The organism is Pacificibacter marinus, assembly GCF_018860665.1.
Lineage (GTDB): Bacteria > Pseudomonadota > Alphaproteobacteria > Rhodobacterales > Rhodobacteraceae > Celeribacter > Celeribacter marinus_A.
The window spans coordinates 1-7,233 of sequence record NZ_JAHKPK010000008.1; the positions used below are offsets into that span (position 1 = coordinate 1).

Annotated in this window: 6 protein-coding genes and 1 pseudogene; 3 read left to right on the forward strand and 4 right to left on the reverse strand. The window is 52.1% G+C overall.

Annotated elements, in window-relative coordinates; translation table 11 throughout:
• A partial coding sequence (locus KO497_RS01925; RefSeq protein ID WP_215942293.1) for an integrase core domain-containing protein occupies positions 1 to 166 on the forward strand: 166 nt, incomplete at its 5' end.
• Between the two features lie 226 nt (positions 167 to 392).
• On the opposite strand, the gene KO497_RS01930 is transcribed toward KO497_RS01925, so the two are convergent.
• Complete coding sequence (locus KO497_RS01930) at positions 393 to 890, reverse strand: HugZ family protein (RefSeq protein WP_215942284.1); 498 nt, start codon at positions 888 to 890, stop codon at positions 393 to 395.
• A 175-nt stretch (positions 891 to 1,065) separates the two neighbouring features.
• Between KO497_RS01930 and KO497_RS01935 the strand changes: the two genes are divergently transcribed.
• Positions 1,066 to 1,704: a rhodanese-like domain-containing protein gene (locus tag KO497_RS01935; protein WP_436799279.1), complete on the forward strand. Its 639-nt coding sequence runs from the start codon at positions 1,066 to 1,068 to the stop codon at positions 1,702 to 1,704.
• A gap of 73 nt (positions 1,705 to 1,777) precedes the next feature.
• Here KO497_RS01935 and KO497_RS01940 read toward each other — a convergent pair whose 3' ends face one another.
• Complete coding sequence (locus KO497_RS01940) at positions 1,778 to 2,449, reverse strand: hypothetical protein (RefSeq protein ID WP_215942285.1); 672 nt, start codon at positions 2,447 to 2,449, stop codon at positions 1,778 to 1,780.
• Positions 2,449 to 4,662 (reverse strand): excinuclease ABC subunit UvrB, encoded by a 2,214-nt coding sequence (gene uvrB / locus KO497_RS01945; protein WP_215942286.1) that lies wholly within the window; start codon positions 4,660 to 4,662, stop codon positions 2,449 to 2,451. The genes KO497_RS01940 and uvrB overlap by 1 nt, the downstream gene beginning before the upstream one ends.
• A gap of 519 nt (positions 4,663 to 5,181) precedes the next feature.
• Here uvrB and KO497_RS01950 point away from each other — a divergent pair.
• Positions 5,182 to 5,493, forward strand: a complete 312-nt coding sequence (locus KO497_RS01950) for an ETC complex I subunit (RefSeq protein WP_215942287.1) — start codon at positions 5,182 to 5,184, stop codon at positions 5,491 to 5,493.
• A gap of 272 nt (positions 5,494 to 5,765) precedes the next feature.
• On the opposite strand, the pseudogene KO497_RS01955 reads toward KO497_RS01950, so the two are convergent.
• A pseudogene (locus tag KO497_RS01955) lies at positions 5,766 to 7,194 on the reverse strand (IS3 family transposase).
• Between the last annotated feature and the right edge of the window lie 39 nt (positions 7,195 to 7,233).

The following is a 7,233-nucleotide window of genomic DNA, read 5'->3' on the forward strand; positions in this document are numbered from 1 at the left end:
CTATAATCGCACCGTTCGCGGCGAATGGCTGGGACAATACATCTTCGAAACGATTGAGGAGGCACAAGACCAGGCGACTGAATGGCTCTGGACTTACAACAACGAGCGGCCCAACATGGGCATCGGCGGCATAACTCCCGCAATGAAATTGAAAACAGCCGCATGAATTCTATGGCTGGACCCCATTAAAAATGGGGGGATTACCCTGGCAGTAATGTTAGCACCATGCCCTATGTCACGCCCAACTACGGAACCAATTCAAACCAAGTGCGATTGAGTTTTCCGCAGGCGACAAAAGGGGCTGTTCAAATCAATGTGCGGATGGATCGGCTCATTTGATTGAGATCGACAAATTATAAAATGCACCGAGGCGCAAAAGTGTCTCGGTGTTTTTATGCGCGCATTGCGAGATCGTCAGAACTTAACTGATAGGCCTTGCCAAACCCGCCATTCAAATCAGCACGCAAGGGTGTGAAACGCACGAAATTGAAATCAGAAAAATCAACATAAAGGCCTGATTTCGGGTGGGTCGCTAACCATTCTGCGCGGCGCTTTGCGTGCTCAAGGTCATCACGCGACAAAAACTGTGCCTCAGCCGTGATGGACAAACGTGCAAAGGCAAGCGGATCGCCCTTGGAAGGGAGATCGCCGATCAACAAACTGCACCGCGGGTCGGCTTTTAGGCGCTTTGAGTGCGCTGATAAATCTGAGACAAGCGACAACAATTGCCCGTTTCCTGACTGCCCAAATGCAATCCGTGTCACCGATGGCGCGCCGGTTTCATCCAACACGGCCAGCGCTGCGTGGCGCGTATTCTCGATCAAATCGCGGGCTGTTGCGCGCGCGGTGTCGTCGGTTTCACGGATCGGGGAAGGGCGTTTGTCTGTCATGTTTAGATCATACTCTGCGCGGCTATCCCTGTCACGATCAGGATTTCCCGCGAGCGCAGGTAAGTTGCCGCTACATATGGACCACAACCGAGGCATAGTGCTTTTCATTCAAATGTGTCGCATACTCATGTCAGTCGCTCGCAACGATTTGCGCGACAATAGGGAGGAACTTTCTATGACACGACTTTCAAAGGGCATGACCTGCTTGATCGCCGTTGGATTTGCGGGATTTTTGGCCACATCTATGAGCGTGACCCAAGCCCAAGCTCAAGGCGCTATCGAAGGCACAGTCGGTATCACGCCAGAAGCCATGCAGTTTGATGTGCCAACGGACACAGGCCCCCAAAGCATTTCGCGCATTCAAGACGAGGCCAATATGGTTTCGGGCGAATGGGCCCGCACCTCGCGCCCCTGTCCGAATTTCTGCATCCAACCGATGAGCCCTGCCGAGGGTGTCACCACCATCGGCGAGCTTGAATTGATCACGATGCTGCAAGACCCGAGCCAAATGGTGATCGACAGCCGTGTTGAGGCCAACTTTGAAGGAGGCGCAATCCCCGGCGCTGTGAACATCCCTTATACCCAAGCGGCGGATCGTTTGGACGAGCTGGGCTGCGAGCTTGATTTTGATGGATTCATATGTGACGGCGATGCGGTCAAATCCGTGGCGCTTTACTGCAACGGGCCGTGGTGCGGCCAATCCCCCACAGCCGCCCGCCGCATGATCAAAGCAGGCTTTCCGGCAGAGAAGATTTCCTACTACCGCGGCGGCATGCAAGTCTGGCGGATGCTGGGGTTGTCGGTGACCGAGTAGGGAGAAGGGAGGGGCAAATTGTCCAAAAGTTAACAATTGACAGTTGCACCTGCCTCTAGCTTAAGGGCATATGTTACTTTATCACTTTAATATAGCTTGGGAGCCGTTTTCCTTTTACCCATTGTGTTGGGGGCTCAGATAGGAAGTGTTGCTTCGCTAGATCTAAAATTTTCGATAGCTTTTTGATATAATCATCCGATAATTCGTCCACACTTTTCCCGCGAATTGGCTTAAAAATTTCATTTTCTAGGTCTGAAAAGTGTTGGGTTACATTCCCGATATCTTCGGGCAAGTCCACATAGTATTTTAGTTCAGTCCCGTCTGGTAGCTTACTTGTCCAACCAGATCCTCCCATCTGATCCCCGATGAAGAAACCGTCAGCGCTTGGAGGGCGAGGCCCCATTCGAGATAAGTCTTTTGATGAAAAATTGTGGATTTGAGCTGATGTTGAAATGCTAACTTTGCCTTGCTTCTCGAGGTTGTTTCTAGCTTGCAGAAAATACTTGAAGACGGGATCGTTTTTCATTCCGGCTTGAATTTCATAATACCAATTGTCAAAATCAGGCTCTTTGTTTCTTAAGTTTTGTAAAACAAACGTAACAGATCGCCCGAAGACTATAATATTGCGTAATCCGACATTTCGCCGCTGTTTGTCTTTGGCGTTGAGATCAGTTAGGCCTAATTCGGCGGTCATTAAAACTTCTTCAGCGCGTTTGAGAATTGCTTTCGTTTCATGATGAGCCATCACCGTTTCCCCCGACGACCAGCATTCCCACCACGCATACCGCCTCGACCACCCGTTGATCTTCCCGACGCGGTCTTGGCATCCACAACAGCCTTCTCAACATCGGCTTGTTTTGCCAGCGGATCATCGGCCACGGCCAGCTCGACCGCTTCCAGACGTTTGACTTCGTCGCGCAGTCTCGCGGCTTCCTCAAATTCTAGGTTCTCGGCGGCTTTGCGCATGTCGGCACGCAGGCCTTCCAGAACGGTGGTAAGGTTGCCCCCTGCGAGCGGCGCGTCGATGGTGGCTGTGACGCGGTTCATGTCGACGTCGCCTTTGTATAGGCCTGCCAAAATATCTTCGACGTTCTTTTTCACCGTCATCGGCGTGATGCCGTGCTCTTCATTATAGGCCATCTGTTTGGCGCGGCGTCGCTCGGTCTCGCTCATGGCGCGTTCCATCGATCCGGTGATTTTATCGGCGTACAAAATCACGCGGCCTTCGGCATTACGCGCCGCACGACCGATGGTTTGGATCAGCGAGGTTTCAGAGCGCAGGAAGCCTTCTTTATCGGCATCCAAAATCGCCACCAATCCACATTCGGGAATGTCCAAACCTTCGCGCAACAGGTTGATCCCGATCAGCACATCGAAAGCGCCCAAGCGAAGGTCACGCAAAATCTCGATCCGCTCGATGGTGTCGATTTCCGAATGCATATAGCGCACCCGCACGCCCTGTTCGTGCAGATATTCCGTGAGGTCTTCGGACATGCGTTTGGTCAATGTGGTCACCAAAACACGACTGTCATTGGCGGCTTGCTTGCGCACTTCGTCCAGAAGATCATCAACCTGCGTGTCCACAGGACGGATTTCCACCACAGGGTCCAAAAGCCCCGTCGGGCGAATGATTTGTTCGGTGAACACGCCGCCCGTCAGTTCCAGTTCCCAATCTTTGGGCGTGGCAGAGACAAACACCGATTGCGGACGCATCGCGTCCCATTCCTCAAATTTCAAAGGCCGGTTGTCCATGCAAGAGGGCAGGCGGAAACCATGCTCGGCCAGCGTGGTTTTGCGTCTAAAGTCACCTTTATACATGCCACCGATTTGCGGCACAGAGACATGGGATTCATCGGCAAAAACAATCGCACGATCAGGGATGAATTCGAACAATGTGGGGGGCGGCTCGCCGGGGGCGCGCCCTGTGAGATAGCGCGAATAGTTTTCAATACCGTTGCAGACGCCCGTGGCCTCAAGCATCTCAAGGTCAAAGTTGGTGCGCTGCTCAAGGCGTTGGGCCTCTAGCAATTTGCCTTCGTTGTTGAACTGGTCGAGCCGCATCTTGAGTTCTTTCTTGATGCTCACGATGGCTTGTTTGATGGTCTTTTGCGGTGTCACATAATGCGAATTGGCATAGACGCGCACCTGTTTGAACGTGTCTGTTTTTTCGCCCGTGAGCGGATCAAATTCGGTGATGCTTTCCAGCTCTTCGCCAAAGAACGACAGTTTCCAAGCGCGATCATCCAAGTGGGCGGGCCAAATCTCAAGACTGTCGCCACGCACACGGAATGTACCACGCTGAAACCCGTGATCGTTGCGTTTGTATTGCTGCGCGATCAAATCCGCGATGACTTGACGCTGATCGTATTCGCCCCCCACGCTTAAATCTTGCGTCATCGCACCGTAGGTTTCCGCAGACCCGATGCCATAAATACAAGATACAGAAGCGACGATAATCACATCATCGCGTTCTAGCAAAGCCCGCGTGGCCGAGTGGCGCATGCGGTCGATTTGCTCGTTAATCTGACTTTCTTTCTCAATAAACGTGTCAGAGCGCGCAACATAGGCTTCGGGCTGATAGTAGTCGTAGTAGGACACAAAGTATTCGACAGCGTTTTCTGGGAAAAAGCCTTTGAATTCGCCGTAGAGCTGCGCCGCCAGCGTTTTGTTGGGGGCCAAGATGATGGCGGGGCGCTGAGTTTCCTCGATGACTTTCGCCATGGTGAAGGTCTTACCCGTGCCTGTCGCGCCCAAAAGCACCTGATCATGTTCGCCCGCGTTGATCGCCGCAGAGATTTCCTTGATCGCCGCAGGTTGGTCGCCTGCGGGTTCGAAATTGGAATGCATGATGAATCGTTTGCCGCCCTCAAGCTTGGGGCGCGCGGCGATATCTGGGGCAGGGTTGGACAAAACCGCACTGTCATCGAGGGTGCGCTTGTCATTGTGGGCGTAGGCCATGCGGGAAAGTCCTTTAGAGGTTGCCTTATACTTGCGCTCCGGCGGCAAAGGTTCAAGGCTATGACTGACAAGAACTGTCAGTAAGGCGTGTTGAGGCGCAAAGAAACAGGGCGGTATAGGTTCTCGCTGTCAAATTTTATCACAGTGATGCAGGTTGTCGGGGCAATATAAGCTGAATCTGACGGCAGGGCGGATATTGGCTGAAATTGCAATGCTACCTTGAGGGGATTTTTTAGTTTTAATGCAACTTATGCGTTATTTTGTCTTGCAGGAAAATGAGTCGCATCTTAGCTTACTCTTGCAAGCAGCGAAAAAGACTGCCTGACCTTGAATGTACACCCCATCCCTCGCTCCGTATTCAAGGTTGGGCGGTCACCCCCACGCCATTGGGTTTTGTTATGTCCAATTTGATCCGCATATCGTGTGAATTAAGGGTTTATCCCCTTGGCATATGCGCGGTTTGACTTGAAATGCATCGCGGAAACAGAGATAACCCGAATAACAAACAAGGAGTCCCCCATGCGCGCCCGTATTTATCAGCCAGCCCGCAATGCAATGCAGTCCGGTCAAGCCAAGACCAAAGACTGGGTTTTGGATTTTGCGCCTGCCAGTGCGCGCAATATTGATCCGCTGATGGGGTGGACCTCTAGCACAGATACCCAAAACCAAGTGCGTATGAAGTTTGACAGCAAAGAGGCCGCGATTGCCTATGCCGAAGACAAAGGTATGGCCTTCACTGTGACTGAACCTCAAAAGCGCGCCCATAAAATCCGCAAAGGTGGCTACGGCGAAAATTTCGCAACTGCACGCCGCACGGTTTGGACGCATTAAAACTTTGTAAATCGGTGCAAATTTGTCTCTAAATCGGGCCAAAGATCCCGCGAAAGTTATCGTTAATCTACATGAAGTGCGCCCCATGGGGCTATGACTATATGTTGGTTTTTTATCTTTTTAATCATTTGCAGTATACTTGTGGCGACGAAAAATCGGCACTCAATCCGGTGTCTCGACCACGTTTGAACACGAACACTGTCCGTCGTCATATAAAGTTGGACGTCAGAGCGGCTTGAGCATTGGAGGCTCTGGTTCGTTTGTGTGATAGATTATGCGGCCTGTTTTTGATGTTGCAAGCGGCGTTGTTTGATTGTCTGCTTTTTGATCTTTTCCCTTTCCTTCAGAATGGCTTTGTCGCGGCCGAAGTAGACGTCGGCTGGTGTGACGTTGTTCAGGCTCTCGTGGTAGCGCTGGTTGTTGTAGTATTCGACAAAGGCCCCGATCTGGCGTTCGAGGTCACCGGGCAGATAGTAGTTCTCCAGCAGAACCCGGTTCTTCATGGTCTGGTGCCAGCGTTCGATTTTGCCTTGGGTTTGTGGGTGGAACGGTGCGCCCCGAACATGCGTCATTTTTTGATCCTCCAACCACTTGGCCAGATCGCCGGAGATGTAGCATGAACCGTTGTCGCTGAGCAGGCGTGGCTTGTGACGCACAACCGCCTGGTCGCAACCAGACGCCGTCAGCGCCAGTTCGATCGTGTCTGTCACGTCCTCAGTACGCATGTTCCCTCTCGGGACATTGCTGCGCAATACCCTGCCGGCAATGGTGCAAAGCTTCCACGCAATGATGTAGCGGCTGTAATCATCGAGGATCGTGCTCAGATAATACCAGCCCCAGCCAATGATCTTGAAGTAGGTGAAGTCCGTTTGCCACATCTCGTTGATGGTCGTGGTTTTGTCTTTGAACTCCTCGGCCGCTTTAATGACCACATAGTCAGGTGCTGTAATCAGGTCCGCTGCTTTGAGAATGCGGTAAGCTGATGATTCAGAAACAAAATACCGCTTCTCATCAGTGTATTTGACCGCCAGTTCCCGTGTGGTCAGCGCCTCATGTTCCAGCGCAAACTCGATCAGATCGTCGCGCCGCACATCTGGGATCCGGTTCCAGACAGACTTGGGTCGCGGCGAACGATCGGCCAAGGCATCCAAGCCGCCGTCGACATACAAGTCATACCAACCGTAAAAGGTGCTGCGCGGTATGCCTAACATATCGAGGGTCTGCTTGACCGGCAGATGCGATCCCTCGACCGTGCGGATGATCTCCAGTTTCTCAGAAGCGGGATACCTCATTCATTCGACCATTGTCCTCGGACCAATGGCGGAAAAGGTCTCATTACCCCCCACTTCCTGTCATACTTTTTTTGAGCAAGCGGTTTTCAAGCGTTAGATCCGCCACGCATTCCTTCAAAGCCATAGACTCTGAACGCAGCTCCTTCACTTCAGGTGATGTGGCCTGACGCGCAGTATCTCCAGACAAACGCCGTTTGCCTGCCTCCAGAATTTCTTTGGACCAACTGTAGAACAAACTCTCCGCAATCCCCTCACGACGGCAAAGAACAACGATGCTCTCTTCACCGCGCAGGCCAGCTAGTACAATGCGGATCTTCTCTTCAGCTGAGTAGGTTTGGCGCGTCTTGCGACGGATATTCTTGACCACCTTGTCGGCAGCGTCTTTCGATGTGGTAGGCTTCTTCGTCATCTCGATCTCCTAATCGATAAGATGAACCAGAAATCCTCC